At 71.0% G+C, this 16,611-nt stretch carries 10 protein-coding genes; 9 read left to right on the top strand and 1 reads right to left on the bottom strand.

Features of this window, described 5'->3' with window-relative positions; translation table 11 throughout:
* The first annotated feature begins 363 nt into the window (after window positions 1-363).
* The 9 genes from ACIQCJ_RS20035 (at window position 364) to ACIQCJ_RS20075 (ending at window position 15,926) form a co-directional block, all read left to right on the top strand.
* Complete coding sequence (locus tag ACIQCJ_RS20035) at window positions 364-1,098, top strand: YoaK family protein (RefSeq protein WP_355345862.1); 735 nt, start codon at window positions 364-366, stop codon at window positions 1,096-1,098.
* Between the two features lie 151 nt (window positions 1,099-1,249).
* Window positions 1,250-1,579 carry a YciI family protein gene (locus tag ACIQCJ_RS20040; RefSeq protein ID WP_391117591.1) on the top strand — a complete coding sequence of 110 codons (330 nt, stop codon included), beginning with the start codon at window positions 1,250-1,252 and terminating at the stop codon, window positions 1,577-1,579.
* 42 nt (window positions 1,580-1,621) lie between these two features.
* The gene (locus ACIQCJ_RS20045; RefSeq protein WP_402712078.1) at window positions 1,622-3,019 is read left to right on the top strand and encodes an RNA polymerase sigma factor; all 1,398 of its coding nucleotides are present in this window, start codon (window positions 1,622-1,624) and stop codon (window positions 3,017-3,019) included.
* Between the two features lie 241 nt (window positions 3,020-3,260).
* On the top strand, window positions 3,261-4,514 hold the full coding sequence (locus ACIQCJ_RS20050; RefSeq protein ID WP_402712079.1) for a glycoside hydrolase family 3 N-terminal domain-containing protein: 1,254 nt from the start codon (window positions 3,261-3,263) through the stop codon (window positions 4,512-4,514).
* Window positions 4,515-4,804: 290 nt separating this feature from the next.
* Window positions 4,805-5,995: an EfeM/EfeO family lipoprotein gene (locus ACIQCJ_RS20055; protein WP_402712143.1), complete on the top strand. Its 1,191-nt coding sequence runs from the start codon at window positions 4,805-4,807 to the stop codon at window positions 5,993-5,995.
* The gene (gene efeB / locus ACIQCJ_RS20060; RefSeq protein ID WP_402712080.1) at window positions 5,992-7,275 is read left to right on the top strand and encodes an iron uptake transporter deferrochelatase/peroxidase subunit; all 1,284 of its coding nucleotides are present in this window, start codon (window positions 5,992-5,994) and stop codon (window positions 7,273-7,275) included. The genes ACIQCJ_RS20055 and efeB overlap by 4 nt, the downstream gene beginning before the upstream one ends.
* A gap of 182 nt (window positions 7,276-7,457) precedes the next feature.
* Window positions 7,458-9,422 (top strand): alkaline phosphatase family protein, encoded by a 1,965-nt coding sequence (locus ACIQCJ_RS20065; protein WP_402712081.1) that lies wholly within the window; start codon window positions 7,458-7,460, stop codon window positions 9,420-9,422.
* Between the two features lie 493 nt (window positions 9,423-9,915).
* Window positions 9,916-12,525 (top strand): discoidin domain-containing protein, encoded by a 2,610-nt coding sequence (locus ACIQCJ_RS20070; protein WP_402712082.1) that lies wholly within the window; start codon window positions 9,916-9,918, stop codon window positions 12,523-12,525.
* A 440-nt stretch (window positions 12,526-12,965) separates the two neighbouring features.
* Window positions 12,966-15,926, top strand: coding sequence for a glycoside hydrolase family 3 C-terminal domain-containing protein (locus ACIQCJ_RS20075; RefSeq protein WP_402712083.1), 2,961 nt, complete (start codon window positions 12,966-12,968; stop codon window positions 15,924-15,926).
* A gap of 93 nt (window positions 15,927-16,019) precedes the next feature.
* Here ACIQCJ_RS20075 and ACIQCJ_RS20080 read toward each other — a convergent pair whose 3' ends face one another.
* Window positions 16,020-16,526, bottom strand: a complete 507-nt coding sequence (locus ACIQCJ_RS20080) for a cupin domain-containing protein (RefSeq protein ID WP_355345836.1) — start codon at window positions 16,524-16,526, stop codon at window positions 16,020-16,022.
* Window positions 16,527-16,611: the final 85 nt, after the last annotated feature.

Consider the following 16,611-nt stretch of genomic DNA (forward strand, 5'->3'; position numbering starts at 1 on the left):
CCGTCATGCCGCGCCGCTGCTCGCGCGCTCCAGGATCGCCACGTCGCGGGCCAGTCTCACACCGGCGCGGGCCCGTACGGCGCCGACAGCCCGCGCGTCCCCCGTATGCCACGCGCGGCACGGCTGACGTGCCCGTTCGGGCGCGGGAGCGGGCGCCGGCACGGCTGTGGGCGGTCCGTGTGTCGGTACGGGCGCGGACCGATCTTCAGACCGGCGCGGGCCGACTTTCGGACCGGCGCGCCACGGCGTTCGTACGGGCAACGGCCCGCTTACGGCGGAAGGTCCCGCGCGGCGGGGGGTCTGACGGGCTGCGGGGCGGGACCATGGGTCGCCCAGGGAACGCATGATCGGAGGACGGCCGCCGTGAACTCCACGCTCCGCGAGGCCCGCGACACGCTCGTACCCGACTTCGGCGGGCGGCACGGGCCGCTGCCGCCGCTGCTGCTCGGGCTCACCGTCGTGACCGGGCTGGTCGACGCCTTCAGCTATCTGGCACTGGGCCGGGTCTTCGTCGCGAACATGACGGGCAACGTCGTCTTCATGGCCTTCTCGCTCGCCGGTTCCAGCGGCTTCTCGCTGACCGCCTCCGTCCTGTCGCTGCTCTCCTTCGCCGTGGGCGCGCTGGCCGCGGGTCGGCTGGCCAACCGTGTCGTGCGGCACCGGGCGCGGCTGCTGCTCGCGGTGACGGCCGGACAGGCTCTGCTCGTCCTGGTCTGTTACGTGGTCGGCGAGCTGGTCGACCTGCCGGCCGCCGGGTGGAGCCGCTGGTGCCTGGTCGTGCTGCTGGGCTTCGCGATGGGCGGGCAGAACGCGGTGGTACGGCGGCTGGCCGTGCCCGACCTGACGACCACGGTGCTGACCCTGACCATCACCGGCGTGGCCTCGGACAGCCGCCTGGCGGGCGGCGAGACGAGCAAGGCGGGGCGCAGGCTGCTCTCGGCGGCGGCGATGTTCCTCGGGGCCCTGGCCGGTGCCGCGCTGATCGGGCACGGGCACCGGGCGCTGCCGCTGCTCATCGCCGGTGCGGCGCTGGTCGCGGTGGCGGTGGCGCTGTTCCCGCACCGGCGCTCGGCGCTCGGCTGGACGGCGGCGGCGTGACGCGGACGCGGCTCGTGCCGAAGTTCTTTCCGCCCGGTGTAGTTTCCGGCGGTTCCCGATCGTCGTAGGGGTGGACGCACGGGAGGAAGAAGAGGCCCGTGGCCGCCGGAGGCATCGCGACCTCCGGAGTGACCGGAGAAGGAGAAGGACCATGAAGTATCTGCTGCTCATCTGCGACGACGGATCGCTGGCCGACGCGCCCGAGGAGGAGATGGACGCGATGCCGTGGGTCGCCGAGACGACCCGCAACGGCACCCGGCTGCTGGGCAGCCGCATCCGTCCGGCGCAGGACGCGACCACCGTACGGTTCAAGGACGGCGCGCCGCTGATCACGGACGGGCCCTTCGCCGAGACGAAGGAGCAGATCTGCGGCTTCGACATCATCGACTGCGCCGATCTGGACGAGGCGATCGCGATCGCCGCGAAGCATCCGGTGGCGCGGTACGGGATGGTCGAGGTGCGGCCGTTCTGGACGGAGTGACGCGAGCCGCGGGCTGACGAGGTGGCGGGGCGGAGTGAGGCGATGACGGGTCGGGACGCGGAGTCCTGGGCGGTGACCGGGGCACACGGGGACTCCGGGTGCGGACAGGCGCGTCCCCCGTCGGGGCCGCGCCGCCCCGACCCCGTCAGGGAAGCCGTCGCCGCGGCCTGGTCCGAGGAGTGGGGCCGGGTCGTGGCCGCGGTGATCGGCATGACCGGCGACTGGGACCTCGCGGAGGAGTGCGCGCAGGACGCCTTCGCGCGGGCGCTGGAGCGCTGGCCGGTCGACGGCGTGCCGCGCAGGCCCGGCGCCTGGCTGACCACCACCGCCCGCAACCGCGCCCTGGACCGGCTGCGCAGGGCGGCGAACGAGAAACGCAAGCTGCGGGAGGCGGCCGTGCTGACCCCGGTGGACGACGCCCTCCCGCCGCCCGGGAACGACGACGATCCCGTACCGGACGACCGGCTGCGGCTGATCTTCACCTGCTGCCACCCCGCGCTGCCGCTGCCGTCCCGCGTCGCGCTGACCCTGCGCACCCTGACCGGGCTGAGCACGGCGGAGATCGCGCGGGCCTTCCTGGTGCCCGAGGGCACGATGGGACAGCGGCTCACCCGCGCCAAGAGCAAGATCCGGCACGCGGGCATCCCCTTCCGCGTGCCGCCGCGCGACCTGCTCCCGGAGCGGACCTCCGCCGTACTCGCCGTGTTGTACCTGCTGTTCAACGCCGGTTACGCGCCCGGGGCCGACACGGCGGACAGCGCCGACCAGCGGCGCGTCACGGCCGAGGCGATCCGGCTGGCCCGGCTGCTGGCCGCGCTGCTGCCGTACGAACCGGAGGCGCGCGGCCTGCTCGCGCTGATGCTGCTGCACGACGCGCGCGCCGCCGCCCGTACCGACGCGGCCGGTGACCTGGTGCCGCTCGACGAGCAGGACCGTACGGCCTGGGACCGGGACGAGATCGCCGAGGGGCTCGCCGTCGTGGAGGACGCCCTGCTCGCCCGCCGCCCGGGGCCGTACCAGGTCCAGGCCGCCATCGCCGCCTGTCACGCGAGCGCCGCCGAGGCCGCCGCCACCGACTGGCCGCAGATCGCGCTCCTCTACGGCGAACTGGCGCGCATGACGCCGGGCCCCGTGGTCGAGCTCAACCGCGCGGTCGCCGTCGCCATGGCCCGCGGGCCCGCCGCGGGCCTCGCCCTGGTAGACGCCCTCACCGCGAGCGGCCGACTCGACGGCTACCACCTGCTCCCCGCCACCCGCGCCGACCTGCTGCGCCGCCTCGGCCGCTCCGACGCCGCCGCCGACGCCTACCGCGAGGCCATCGCCCTCTCCCCCACCCCGCCGGAACGCCGTTTCCTCCTCCGCCGCCTGGCCGAGGTCGAATCCGGCACCGGAACGTCCGGCTCGACGCCTCCCACCGCCCCGGACCCGGCCGACGGCTGACGGCCGCTCCGACGCCTTCCCCTGGTAAGGGCCTTGCCGGGCGTGTCACACCCATCGCGGGGGTTTCTCCACGTCACATGAGACAACTGGCGCCTCAGGGGGAAGGGGATGAGTGCATACGTTCCGTTTCCGTGTGATCGAAAAGGTGTGAGGTCTTCCCGTGCGTCTGCCGACTGCTCCTGGTGCCGCCAGCCGAACGTCCCGCTCGCGACGGCGTGGGGTGGGGCTCGCGGTGGGGCTGATGGTCACTGTCGCGGCCTGTTCCAACGGGGGCGGGAGCGGTGACACGTCGGCCACGTCCGTGGCGCCCGGTACGACGTCGGCGTCGCCCAGCGCGGCCCCGACGACCACGGCCACGTCGGCCCGTCCGTCGGCGTCACCGTCGCCCAGCACGACGCGCGCCACTCCCGTACCGCCGCCCGCGGCGAGCACGACCAAGGCGCAGGCGAGCTGCGTGGACCGGACGGCGGGCGCGATGTCGACCGCCCAGCGCGTCGGGCAGCTCTTCATGTCGGCCGTGACGTCCACCGGGATGACCGGCTCCGAGGCGTCGGCGATCACGCAGGGCAAGGTGGGCGCGGTCATCCTGATGGGCCACACCTCGGCGGGCACGCAGGCGGTCAAGGGGGTCACCGACCGGGTGCGGACGCTCGCCACCTCCGTCAAGGGCTCGAATCTGCGGCTGCTGGTCTCCACCGACCAGGAGGGCGGCGAGGTCCAGGTGCTCAACGGCCCCGGCTTCTCCAGCATGCCGAACGCGGTCACGCAGGGTCAGTGGTCCGCGTCGCGGCTCCGGCAGGAGGCGGCGACGTGGGCGGGCCAGCTCAAGGCGGCCGGGGTGAACATGAACCTGGCCCCGGTCGCGGACACGGTCCCGGCGGATCTGGTGGGCGTCAACGCGCCGATCGGCGAGCTGCACCGGGAGTACGGAAACGATCCCGCGACCGTCGCCACGCACAGCGACGCGTTTCTGCTCGGCATGCGGCAGTCCGGGGTCGTTCCCACGGCCAAGCACTTTCCCGGCCTCGGCCGGGTCCGCGGCAACACCGACCTGACGGCGGGCGTCACGGACACGGTGACCACCCGTAACGACTCCTACCTCCAGCCGTTCCGCAGCGCCATCCAGGCGGGCACGCCGTTCATCATGGTCTCGTCGGCGACCTATACGAAGATCGACCCCGAGAACCAGGCGGTCTTCTCGCGCATCGTCCTGCACGACCTGCTGCGCACCCAGCTCGGCTTCAAGGGCGCGGTCATCTCCGACGACATCGGCGCGGCCGTCGCCGTCAGCGACCGTACCCCCGCGCAGCGCGCGCTGGACTTCTTCGCCGCGGGCGGCAACATGCTGCTGACGGTCCGGCCGAGCGACATCGCGCCGATGACCGCCGCCGTCATCGACCGGCTCCCGAAGGACGCGACGCTGCGCGCCGCGGTCGACGACAGTCTGCACCGCATCCTGACCGCCAAGGTCAACGCGGGCCTGCTGAGCTGCTGAGGCGCCACGCGTGACGGTGCTGCTAAAGCGCTACGGTGCTCCGGGCGCGAACCGGCACTTCACCGGCCGGGACCCGGCCGAAAACCCCGGTAAGGGTGCCCTTATGTGACCCAAGGGTGAACTGCCGGGGAATTGTGGATTCCTGACCTTGGCGCAGGTGGGTGCGCGGTCGTGAGGTGCTTAGCATGAACGGCGCCCCGTTCCACTGCACCGACATCTGGAGGTCCGGTGTGTCCGCCGAACCAGACGGCATAGCTCCGCCGCCACCGAACCGACTCCGCCGCGTGCCGATGTGGCAGGTGGCCGCGGCCGGGCTCGCCGTCGCCGGAGCGGTCACCGCGGCGGTGCTCACCGTCGGCGGCGGTGGCGGTCACACCGACAAGCACGCCGCTCCCGCCACCGCGTCGGACGGTCTGCGGCACACGGCGGTGGACGCGTCCACGGGCGGCTGCGGCCGGGGCTGGATCACGCCGAAGCCGGGCACGCAGGTCTTCGACCTGCGCAACACCGGCGCGAGCGCCACCGAGGTCTATCTGACCGACCCGCGCAGCGGGAAGGTCTACGGCGAGGTGGAGGGCCTGGCGCCGGGCATCACCCGGCCGATGGCGGTGGACCTGGGCAGCGGCTCGTACGCGTTCAAGTGCCTCCAGGAGGACACCGACGCGGTCACCGGGCCGACCGTCGTCGTACCGGGCAGGGCTCCCCGGGGTCCGGCCGCGGTGCCGGTCACCCAGCACGATCTGATCCCGCCGACGCTGGCGTATCAGCGGTGGGTCGGCGCCCGGATCGACGACCTCGCCCGCGGCGTCGGCGCCCTCAGGTCGGACATCGGCGGCGGCGATCTGACCGCGGCCCGCCGCGACTGGCTGAGCGCGCACCTGGTCTACGAGCGGATGGGCGCCGCGTACGGCACCTTCGGCGACGCGGACGGCGCGATCAACGGCACGGCCTCGCTCACGCCTGGCTCGGTCGCCTCCGCGGACTTCACCGGCTTCCACCGGATCGAGTACGGGCTGTGGCACGGCGCCTCCGCCGACTCGCTGCGCGGCCCGGCCGCCGCGCTGGTCAAGAACGTGGCGACGCTGCGCGACGGCTGGTCGCAGGAGCGGATGGACCCGGCCGACCTGGGACTGCGCGCGCACGAGATCGTGGAGAACGCCGAGCAGTTCGAGCTGACCGGCCGTACGGACTACGGCAGCGGTACGAATCTGGCCACGGCCCGCGCGAATCTCGACGGCACGAAGGAACTGCTCGACCGGCTGCACGCCCTGCTCGCCCCGCGCGACCCGCGGACCGCCGAGCTCGACGCGTCGCTCAAGCGCGCGGAGCGCGACCTGGACGCCGCGCACCACGGTGGGACGTGGACGCCGCTCGACAAGCTGACACACGATCAGCGCCAGCGGATCAACGCCGACTTCGGCGATCTGCTCGAACAACTCGCCCCGGTGGCGACGATCTTCGATGTACGGAGGACGGCATGACGGACACGCACGGGCCCGTGGCGGGCGCGGGCGACCTGCGGCGGCGCGGCTTTCTGCGCGGCGCGGCGCTCGGTGTGGGCGCCGTCGGCGCGGTGGCCGGTGGCGCCGCCGCGCTGACGGGCGCGACCGCTTCCGCCGCCGGACCGGCCCCGGCCCCGGCGCCGGCGGCACGCGCGAACGCCGACTTCCACGGCCCGCACCAGGCGGGCGTCACGCGGCCGGTGCAGCAGTCCTCGCTCTTCCTGTCCTTCGACGTCACCGCCGCCGACCGGCGTGAACTGACCGAGCTGCTGCACATCGTCACCGACCGGGCGAGGTTCCTGACCGGCGGCGGCACACCCGCGGCGCTCGGCATCACGGACTCGCCGTCGGACAGCGGCACGCTGGGCCCGAAGGTGCCGGGCGACGGTCTGACCGTCACCGTCGGGGTGGGCGCGTCGCTCTTCGACGAGCGGTTCGGGCTCAAGGACCGCAAGCCGCTGCGGCTGAGCACGATGCCCGCGTTCGAGGACGACGACCTCCAACCCGACTGGTGCCACGGGGACCTGAGCCTCCAGCTCTCCGCGCCGCACCCGGACACGGCGCTGCACGCGCTGCGCGACATCGCCCGGCACACCCGCGGCGGGATGCAGGTGCGCTGGCGGCTGGACGGTTTCACCAGCCCGCCGCGGCCCAGCGGCACACCGCGCAACCACATGGGTTTCAAGGACGGCACCTCCAATCCGGACATCAGCGATCCGGCCACCGCGAACGAGCTGCTCTGGGTGCGGGGCGCCGGGGGCGGCGGCGAGCCCGCCTGGACGACCGGAGGCACGTACCAGGTGGTGCGGACGATCCGGATGCTGGTGGAGTTCTGGGACCGGGTCTCGATCACCGAACAGGAGCGGATGTTCGGCCGCAGCCGGGACACCGGCGCGCCGCTTGACGGGACCAGGGAATTCGACACACCGCGATTCGCGCAGGATCCGACCGGCGATGTGATCCCGTTGGACAGCCATATCCGGGTCGCCAATCCGCGCACCGCGCGCACCGACAACTCCCGTATTCTGCGCCGTGGTTACAACTACGACCGGGGTATGGACAGCAATGGCAACCTCGACATGGGGCTGATCTTCGTCTGTTATCAGCAGGACATCGAGCGGCAGTTCGCGGCGGTGCAAAAGCGCCTCGCGGGTGAGCCGCTGGTGGACTACATCACCCCGTTCGGCGGCGGCTATTTCTTCGTCCTGCCGGGAGTGCGCGACCGGTCCGACTGGCTCGGCAGCAGGCTGCTCGCCTGAAACCGCAGCTCAGAGTGTAAAAGCGGGGTCAAGGCTTCCTAAGATTTTACTGACCCGCTGTTCACCCGGCCTCCACCGCTGTGCCTTTGTCATGTCGCGGACCGCCATGACGATCGCGTTCGACACCGTGCACGAATGACAGCGGCACGCGCGACGCGGCACTTAGCGGAGGCTGAGAAAGTATGAGCACCACAAGCGGTTCTGGCACGAGCAGAGGGGCGGGCCCGCGCGTACGGGCCGCCCGGTGGGGGGCGTTCGCCGGAGCTGCGGCGCTCGTGCTGATGGGCGGGACGGCGGCGCCGGCCCTGGCCGACTCCCCGTCGCACAACGGCGGTGGCGGCACCGAGACGCCGATCAAGCACCTGGTGGTGATCTTCCAGGAGAACGTCTCCTTCGACCACTACTTCGGCAGCTACCCGGCCGCGGCGAACACCGACGGCACGAAGTTCACGGCGGCCGGGAACACGCCGAAGAACATCGACACCCTCGCGCACGCCGGTCTGCTCAAGACCAACCCGAACCAGTACGCGCCCAAGCGGCTCTCCCCCGACCAGGCCGTGACCTGCGACCAGAACCACAACTACGGCCCCGAGCAGTACGCGGCCAACGGCGGCAAGGCCGACGCGTACGTCCAGAACACCGAGACCAGCAAGTGTTCTGGCGGCCTGTTCGGCGAGCCCGGTCTGGTGATGGACTACTACGACGGCAACACCGTCACGGGCCTGTGGAACTACGCGCAGCACTACTCGCTGGGCGACAACTCGTACAGCTCCACGTACGGTCCGTCCACGCCGGGCGCGCTCAATCTGATCTCCGGTCAGACGCACGGTGTCATCTCGGTCGACCCGGCCTCGGGCACCGAGCACCCGAAGCAGACGGCGACGCCGGACGCGTACACGGTGGTCTCCCCCGACGCCAAGGGCGTCGGCACGGTCATCAACGACCCCGACCCGGCGTTCGACGACTGCTCGGACAACAGCCACACCGGCACCAACGCGCTGGCGGTCATGCGCGGCAAGAACGTCGGCGACCTGCTGAACTCCAAGAAGGTCACCTGGGGCTGGTTCCAGGGCGGCTTCCGTCCCTCCACCGCGTGGGACGGCAAGAGCGGCGACTACGCGAGCTGCGCCAACTCCACGCACGCCAACATCGCCGGCGCGTCCTCGGTCGACTACAGCCCCCACCACTCGCCGTTCCAGTACTACGCGTCGACGTCGAACCCGCACCACCTCGCGCCGAAGAACACCGCCGAGATCGGGCACAACGGCCAGGCGAACCACAACTACGACCTGACCGACTTCGACTCCGCGCTCAAGGCGGGCAGCCTGCCCGCCGTCAGCTTCCTCAAGGCCGCCGAGTACCAGGACGGCCACGCCGCCTACTCCGACCCGACCGACGAGCAGAACTTCCTCGTCAAGGAGATCAACGCGGTCCAGGCGTCGTCCTCCTGGAAGGACACCGCGGTCGTCGTCGCGTACGACGACTCCGACGGCTGGTACGACCACGCGTACGCCAAGCCGCAGAACGGCTCGAAGGACAGCACGGTCGGCTCCAACGGCAAGGCCGTCGACAGCCCGGCGTGCCAGGCCGGTCCCGCGTCGGCCGGTGGCTACGCGGACCGCTGCGGCCCCGGCACCCGGCAGCCGCTGCTGGTCATCTCCCCGTACAGCAAGGTGAATTCGGTCGACCACACCCGCACCGAGCAGGCGTCGATCACCAAGTTCATCGAGGACAACTGGAAGACCGGCCGGGTCGGTGACGCGTCCTTCGACAGCCGCGCCAACTCGCTGACCGGCGCGTTCGACTTCAAGCACCCGAACAACAAGCAGGTGCTGCTGAACGCCGACGGCTCCGTGAAGTCGGTCAAGGACATCGACACCCACGGCGGGGGCGGCCATGGCACCTCCGGCGGCTCCCCCTCGGGCGGCGCGAACTCCGGCGGGGCGAACTCCGGCGGCTCCAACGGCGGTTCGCACTCGGGCGGCTCGTCCGGCGGTCACAACGACGCCTCCACGCAGACCCTCGCGGAGACCGGCGGCACCTCCCCGGTCCTGCCGCTGGGCATCACCGCGGGCGTACTGCTCGTCGGCGGCGGGGCGCTCTACTACGCCCGCCGCGGCCGTCGCCGTTCGACCACCGCGGTCTGATCCGACGCTCTGCCCCAGGGCCGTTCCCGGTACGCCTCGCGCGCGCCGGGAACGGCCCTTTTCGCCATCCGCCGCACATACCACCGCAGTCCACTGCGGCTTCATGCTCTGAAGGTATACGGAAGCGTTTCCGGGTCGGACCGGGGTGCGGGCGAGGTGCGACGGCGCGTCAAGCGGCCCGCCGCGCGGAGACGTCCTGACATACCCGCTGGTCACCGCAGTGCGTTCAACTTGTGTCACCAGCTACGACGGCTTTGCCCGGATTTCTGGAGCTTCCCCATTCGGGAGGACGCACTCTGTGCACAACTCTTGACATGGATGAAACACAGGGAGAACCATCGCGGTGTGCACCCGGGAGAGCGCTCTCACCTCAACAGGTGGGCGCCCGCCCGGACTTCACCGTTTCAGCAGCATCCTGTCGTCCGGCCACCGCAGTCCGGCCGGACGATCACCGACCCCTGCCCCCCCACGTGTGGAACCAGGAGAGTTGCTCATGCTCGCTCCCCCCTCCGGCTCGACGGCGCTGAGACCATCAGCACCGGCGAATCGGCGTAACACCGCCGCGGCGATCATCACGGCCCTGATCGCCTCGTTGCTCCTCTTCGTACCCTCGCACTCCGCCCGCGCGGCGGACACACTGCTCTCCCAGGGCAAGACCGCGACGGCGTCGTCGACCGAGAACGCGGGCACGCCCGCCTCGGCCGCGGTCGACGGCAACACCGGCACCCGCTGGTCCAGCGCCGCCTCCGACCCGCAGTGGCTCCAGGTCGACCTCGGCGCCACGGCGACCATCAGCTCCGTCACCCTCAACTGGGAGGCGGCGTACGCCAAGGCGTTCAAGATCCAGACCTCGGCCGACGGCACGAACTGGACCGACGCCTACTCCACCACCACCGCGACCGGTGGTGTCCAGACAGTCGCCGTAAACGCTTCCGGGCGTTATGTCCGTATGTACGGTACGGCGCGCGCGACCGGTTACGGTTACTCGCTCTGGGAGTTCCAGGTCTACGGCAGCACGGGCGGCGGGGCCAACCCGCCGGCCACCGGGACGCTGCTCTCGCAGGGCAAGACCGCCACCGCGTCCTCGACCGAGAACGCGGGCACGCCCGCCTCGGCCGCGGTCGACGGCAACGCCGGCACCCGCTGGTCCAGCGCGGCCAGCGACCCGCAGTGGCTCCAGGTCGACCTGGGCGCGTCCGCGACCATCAGCTCGGTCGCGCTCAACTGGGAGGCGGCGTACGCCAAGTCCTTCAAGATCCAGACCTCGGCCGACGGCACGAACTGGACCGACATCTACTCCACCACCACCGGCACGGGCGGCAACCAGACGCTCACCGTGACCGGCACCGGGCGCTACGTCCGGGTGTACGGCACGGTCCGCGCCACCGGATACGGCTACTCCCTGTGGGAGTTCCAGGTGTTCGGCACCGCGGGCAGCGGCGGTGGCGGCACCGGCCCGATCCAGGGCGGCGGCGACCTCGGCCCCAACGTCAAGGTCTTCGACCCGTCCACGCCCAACCTCCAGGGCCAGCTCGACCAGATCTTCGCCCAGCAGGAGTCCAACCAGTTCGGTGACGCCCGCTACCAGGTCTTCTTCAAGCCGGGTACGTACAACGGCATCAACGACCAGGTCGGCTTCTACACCTCGGTCTCCGGCCTGGGCAAGAACCCGGACGACGTCCAGATCAACGGTGACATCACCGTCGACGCGGGCTGGTTCAACGGCAACGCGACCCAGAACTTCTGGCGCTCGGTGGAGAACCTGGCCATCAAGCCGGTCAGCGGCGACGACCGCTGGGCCGTCGCGCAGGCCGCGCCGTTCCGCCGGATCCACGTCCAGGGCGGTCTGAACCTGGCACCGGCCGGTTACGGCTGGGCGAGTGGCGGCTACATCGCCGACAGCAAGATCGACGGCACCGTGGGCCCGTACTCGCAGCAGCAGTGGTACACCCGCGACAGCTCCATCGGCGGCTGGACCAACGGCGTGTGGAACATGGTGTTCTCGGGTGTGAAGGGCGCTCCGGCGCAGGGCTTCCCGAACCCGGTCTACACGACGCTGGCCACGACGCCGGAGTCGCGTGAGAAGCCGTACATGTACCTGGACGGCAACAACTACTCGGTGTTCGTGCCGAGCCTGCGGCAGAACGCGAGCGGCACCTCCTGGCCCAACACGCCGGGTACGTCGATCCCGCTGACGCAGTTCTACGTGGCGCACCCCGGCGACTCCGCGGCGACCATCAACGCGGCGCTCGCGCAGGGGCTGAACCTGCTGCTCACTCCGGGCATCTACCACGTGGACCAGCCGATCAACGTCACGCGCGCCAACACCGTCGTCCTCGGCCTCGGCTACGCCACGGTCGTCCCGGACAACGGCGTGGACGCGGTGAAGGTCGCCGACGTGGACGGCGTCCGGCTGGCGAGCTTCCTGATCGACGCCGGTGCGGGCAACTCGCCGCAGCTCCTCCAGGTCGGCGCGCCCGGTTCGTCCGCGAACCACTCGGCCAACCCGACCACGGTCCAGGACGTGTTCGCCCGGGTCGGCGGCGCGCGCGCCGCTCAGGCCCAGACCGCGTTCGAGATCAACAGCAATGACGTCATCATCGACCACACCTGGATCTGGCGTGCCGACCACGGCAGCGCGCCGACCGGCTGGAACGTCAACCCGGCCGACATCGGTCTGAAGGTCAACGGCAACAACGTGCTGGCGACCGGCCTGTTCGTGGAGCACTTCAAGAAGTACGACGTGGAGTGGTCCGGTCAGAACGGCAGGACGATCTTCTTCCAGAACGAGAAGGCCTACGACGCCCCGAACCAGGCGGCGGTCCAGAACGGCAGTATCCGCGGGTTCGCGGCCTACAAGGTGGACGACAACGTCACCACCCACGAGGGCTGGGGCCTCGGCAGCTACTGCAACTACACGGCCGATCCGTCGATCATCCAGGACCACGGCTTCGAGGCACCGACCACGGCGGGCGTGAAGTTCCACGACCTGTTGGTCGTCTCGCTCGGCGGCATGGGCCAATACGCCCACGTCATCAACAACACCGGGCCGGGCACGTCGGGCACCTCGACCGTACCGTCCACGGTGACGTCGTACCCGTAACCCCATGACGAAGGCCGTCATGGCGCCTGAGACCCCGTAGGCGCGTCGCCCCACAGGCGCGCCTACGGGCACCACCGAGTGCGAAGGGCCGCCGCCCTGTTCAGGGCGGCGGCCCTTCCGCATGTCCGGGAGCGGGCCGTACGGGTCCGGGCCGCCCGGCGCGCGCGGGCCCGGGCCGCTCGGCGCGCGCGGGCCCGGGCCGCTCGGCGCGTGCCGTCTCGGGCCGACTCCGGGTGTTCGGGATCGCACCTAATCAGGGCAGTCGCGGACGCAACAGGCGGTCGTAGCGGCCGACTTCACGCAATATGGCGGCGTCGAATCTGCAATAACCCTTGACCTGTGCGCAAGTTGAGCACAATCCTCGGTGAGCACTCTTGGGCTCCATCCCCCCTGGCACGGGCGGCACCCCACACCGCCCGCCGAACCCGAACGGAGTGGCGATGAGACGACGCCCCCTGCTCTCCAGCGTGCTCGCCATCGCGGTCGCCGCGCTGGCCGCGCTGACCGCCGGACCCCTGCCCGCGCAGTCCGCGTCGGCGGTCGACGCCCGGCCGTGGATGAGCGCGGCCGACACCCCCGCGCAGCGCGCCGACGCTCTGCTGGCGCAGATGACCAACGCCGAGAAGATCACGATGATGCACGGCGGCGCGCAGTGCTCATGGGGCGCCTGCGTGGACGCCAACACCCGTCTCGGCATACCCCAGTTACGCCTCCAGGACGGCCCGGCGGGCGTCGCGGACGGCGCGGGCGGCGTCACACAGCTCCCGGCCCCGGTGGCCGCCGCGGCCTCCTGGGACCGCGACCTGGCCAAGAGCTACGGCCAGGTGATCGGCAACGAGGAGTGGGGCAAGGGCGCCAATGTGGTGCTCGGCCCGACGATCAACATCGTGCGCGACCCGCGCTGGGGCCGCGCCTTCGAGTCACTGGGCGAAGACCCGTATCTGACAGGCCAGTTGGGCGCAGCCGACATCCAGGGCATCCAGAGCCAGGGCCCGATGGCCCAGGTCAAGCACTACGCGGACTACAACCAGGAGACCAACCGCAACAACGCCTCGGACAACGTCATCATGTCCGACCGTACCCAGCGGGAGATCTACCTGCCCGCCTTCGAGGCCGCCGTCAAGCAGGGCCAGGCGTACTCGGTGATGTGTTCCTACGCCTCGGTCGCGGGCACCTTCGCCTGCGAGAACGCCCAGTTGATCCAGCAGGTGCTGGAGGGCGACCTCGGCTTCACCGGCTTCGTCACCTCCGACTGGGGCGGCACCCACTCCACGGTCGCCTCGGCCAACAACGGCCTGGACATGGAGATGAACGGCAGCGACTTCTACGGCACGGCGCTCACCAACGCGGTGGCCTCCGGCCAGGTCTCGCAGGCCACGCTCGACGGGCACGTCCGCCGCATCCTCACCGCGATGTTCGCCTCCGGGCTCTTCGACACCACGCAGACCGGCACCATCACCACGCCGGTCAGCACGGACGCGCACCGGACCACGGCCCGGCAGGTCGCCGAGGAGGGCAGCGTCCTGCTGAAGAACGCCTCCGCCGCGCTGCCGCTGGGCTCGGCGAACAAGAAGATCGCCGTGATCGGCGACGACGCGGGTCCCAACGCCATGACGGCGGGCGGCGGCAGCACGCACGTCGGCTCGTCCTCGGTCGTGACCCCGTACTCGGCGCTGGTCACCCGCGCGGGCAGCGGCGCGAGCGTCAACTACGCCCAGGGGTACGCCTCCCCGAGCGGCGAGATCGTCGACAGCCCGTATCTGACGCCCTCTTCGGGCAGCGGCCACGGCCTGTACGGGCAGTTCTACAACGGGACGTCGATGGGCGGCACGCCGGTCCTCTCGCGGGTCGACCCGACGCTGAACTTCCTGTGGGGCGGCGCCTCTCCGGCGTCCGGTGTCCCGGCGACCGGCTGGTCGGCGAAGTGGACCGGCACGCTGACCCCGCCGACCACCGGTACGTACACCTTCGCCCTGACCAGTGACGACGGCAGCAGGCTGTTCGTCAACGGCCAGCAGATCATCAACAACTGGGCGAATCAGCCGACCACCACGAAGACGGGCACGGTGACGCTCACCGCGGGCCAGCCGGTCAGCGTCGAGATCGACTACTTCCAGGACGGCGGCGGCAGCGAGCTGGAACTGGGCTGGCAGATCCCCAACCAGGACCTGCACGGCGAGGCCGTCACGGCGGCGCGCAACGCGGACACCGCGATCGTCTTCGTGAACAAGGGCGAGGGCGAAGGCGCCGACATCAACGACATCTCGCTGTCCGGCGACCAGAACCAGCTCGTCACCGATGTCGCGGCGGCCAACCCCAACACCATCGTGGTCGTCAACAGCGGCTCGGCGATCGCCATGCCGTGGGCCAACTCCGTCCGGGGCATCATCGAGAACTGGTATCCGGGCCAGGAGGACGGCAACGCCATCGCCCGGCTGCTGTACGGCGACGTCAACTTCTCCGGCAAGCTGCCGGTGACCTTCCCCGCCTCCCTCGCGGACGTCCCCGCCCACACCCCGGCCCAATGGCCCGGCCAGAACAACACCGTGCAGTACAGCGAGGGCATCAACGTCGGCTACCGCTGGTACGACTCGCAGAACAAGACCCCGGCCTACCCGTTCGGCTTCGGCCTGTCCTACACGACCTTCGGCTACTCGAGCCTGACGGTCGGCGCGCCCGACGCGAACGGCAACGTGGCCGTCGGCTTCGACGTCACCAACACCGGCACACGAGCGGGCGCCGAGGTCGCCCAGGTCTACGTCGGACAGCCCGCCACCACCGGCGAACCGCCCAAGAACCTGCGCGGCTTCCAGCGGGTCAGCCTCAACCCCGGCCAGAGCCAGCACGTCACGGTCACCCTGGACGCCCGCAGCTTCCAGTATTGGACCACCACCTGGACCAACGCGGCCGGCACCAACGCCGTCTACGTCGGCTCCTCCTCCCGCGACATCCGCCTCACCGGCCAGACCACCATCCCGGGCGGCGGGACGGGGAATCCGGGCCAGAGCACCACGATCAGCCTCAAGGCGCACGCCAACAGCCAGTACGTGACGGCGGAGAACGCGGGCGCGGCGGCGCTCATCGCCAACCGTACGGCGATCGGCCCCTGGGAGACCTTCGACGCGATCGACCTCGGTTCAGGGACGGTCGCGCTGCGGGCGCACGCCAACAACAAGTACGTGACCACCCCCAACTCCGGGGCCGGTGCGCTGATCGCGAGCAGCAGTACCATCGGCGCCGCCGAGACCTTCGACCTGATCCACGACCCGGACGGCGCGGTGACGCTGCGCGCCCACTCCAACCATCAGTACGTGACGGCGGAGAACGCGGGCGCCGCCGCCCTGATCGCCAACCGTGCGGCGATCGGCCCCTGGGAGGAGTTCGACCTGGTCAACGACTGACCTCGGCCGCCGGTCTCGGACACACGTGACGGCACCGGCCCCCGGTGACCGGTCTCGGTGACCGCTTCGCGTGACCTTCCGGGTGACGGCTCGTCAGGAGCCGTCACCCGGAAGCGCGTACAGGCTCGGGAGGTTCACCACGATCGCCTCCTGGGTGCTGCGGGCGATGACGACCACGGCCTCCTCGGAGTCGTCCGGGTTCTCCTCGCGGTGCGGCACGAAGGGGGGTACGAAGATGTAGTCGCCGGGCGCGGCGCGCAGCCGTACCTCCTCGGGCTCGCCGCCGGAGTCGTCCACGAAGACGAACTCCGGGCGTCCGCTGACGACATAGATCGCGGTCTCCGACTCGCCGTGGTGGTGGTCGGAGGAGGCGGTGGCGGGGGCGACATGGGTCTGGCCCATCCACAGCCGCTCGGACCCGACGGTCCCGCCGCTGATCGCCGCGAACCGCCGCATGCCGCCGGTCTGCGCGGTGTCGCCGTCGAGGCCGTCGGCCTTGATGTGGTGCAGTCGGCTGCGCAGCGAGCCGTGCGAAGGGTCGGAACCGGCCGGGAGATGCGGATGGAATCCCTCACCGGCGATGGTCGGCTGGTCGCTCATGGCAGACGACGCTAGAGGGCGCCCGGAAAAGATGTCAAGAGGTGTCCATTACGGCTCACCTGCACAGACGCACCCTTCCGTGGCC

It is taken from the genome of Streptomyces sp. NPDC093221 (genome assembly GCF_044753885.1).
In the GTDB taxonomy this organism is placed as follows: domain Bacteria; phylum Actinomycetota; class Actinomycetes; order Streptomycetales; family Streptomycetaceae; genus Actinacidiphila.